Here is a 989-nt window from a genome sequence, read left to right as displayed (position 1 = left end):
CCGCGCGATCCTGCGCATCCTGATCGCCGAAGAGGCGCTCGCCTCGGAGAGCTGCACCTGCCTGCTGGATGAATTCACCTGGGATCAGGCGCTCGCGACCCTGCCCCGGTTCCGGACCTCAGACAATCCGCGTCTGCCCTTCAACGTGCTCGAGCTCTACGCCAAAGCCGATGCCCTTGAGGCCCAGGTTGCCGCAGGATGTGCGGAGTAAATGGGGGTCATTCGCGATATCCTGGGCCAGGTCGACGCCGCGGTGAACACCGTGGCGCAGGACGGCTTTGTCTCTTCCGCAGCCTCGGTCGGCAATGTCATCTCGGCCGGTGCGACCCTCCTCCTCGTGCTCCTGGGCATCAACGCCGTGATGCAGCTGCGCCCCCTGCCCTTCGGCGCGGGCTTTGCCTTTGGGATGAAGGTGGCACTGGTCGGGATATTCGCGCAGAGTTGGGACAATTTCAGCGTCATCTATGGCATCGTCACACAAGTGCCGGATTCTGTCGGGGCCTCGATCCTCGCGCTTACCGGCTCGGGCGACGAGGCCGGGGTCTATGAAAGCCTCGACAATATGGTCGCCCGCATCACCGCCTATGGCGACACGATCGGCGACCGGGCGGGCTGGGTTTTCGGCGCGGTCCTCGGTGCCATCTTTTTCGTCCTCTCCGCCGTCTTCGCCGCCGTCACCGCCGGGATCATCGCCTTCGCCCGCATCGTCTTCGCGCTGATGATCGTCATCGCCCCCTTCATGATCGTGACCTCACTTTTCAAGCCGACCCAATCCCTTTTCGAGGCCTGGACCCGCGCCACCATCGGCTATGCGCTCATGCCGGTCGCCGCAGCCGGAGCCGCTGGCATCATCGTTGCGATCGCCGAGGCCATCGGGGACGCCTCCGCCGATCCGGGCGATGTTGAGACCGTCAGCCTCATCCTGCCCTTCCTCGTGATCCTGATCCTCAGCGCCGGGATCATGGCCTCGGTCCCCTACATCGCCTCCA

The 989-nt window shown here is 64.7% G+C and carries 1 protein-coding gene and 1 pseudogene; both read left to right on the top strand.

Translation table 11 applies throughout. The features are described 5' to 3' along the window. Positions 1-211 (top strand): annotated as a pseudogene (locus C8029_RS21885) (hypothetical protein); the annotation flags it as partial. Then, a partial coding sequence (locus tag C8029_RS21880; RefSeq protein ID WP_152003742.1) for a TrbL/VirB6 family protein occupies positions 212-989 on the top strand: 778 nt, incomplete at its 3' end.

It is taken from the genome of Roseobacter sp. TSBP12, assembly GCF_009129705.1.
In the GTDB taxonomy this organism is placed as follows: domain Bacteria; phylum Pseudomonadota; class Alphaproteobacteria; order Rhodobacterales; family Rhodobacteraceae; genus Celeribacter; species Celeribacter baekdonensis_A.
This window is presented reverse-complemented; position numbering and strand designations above follow the sequence as displayed.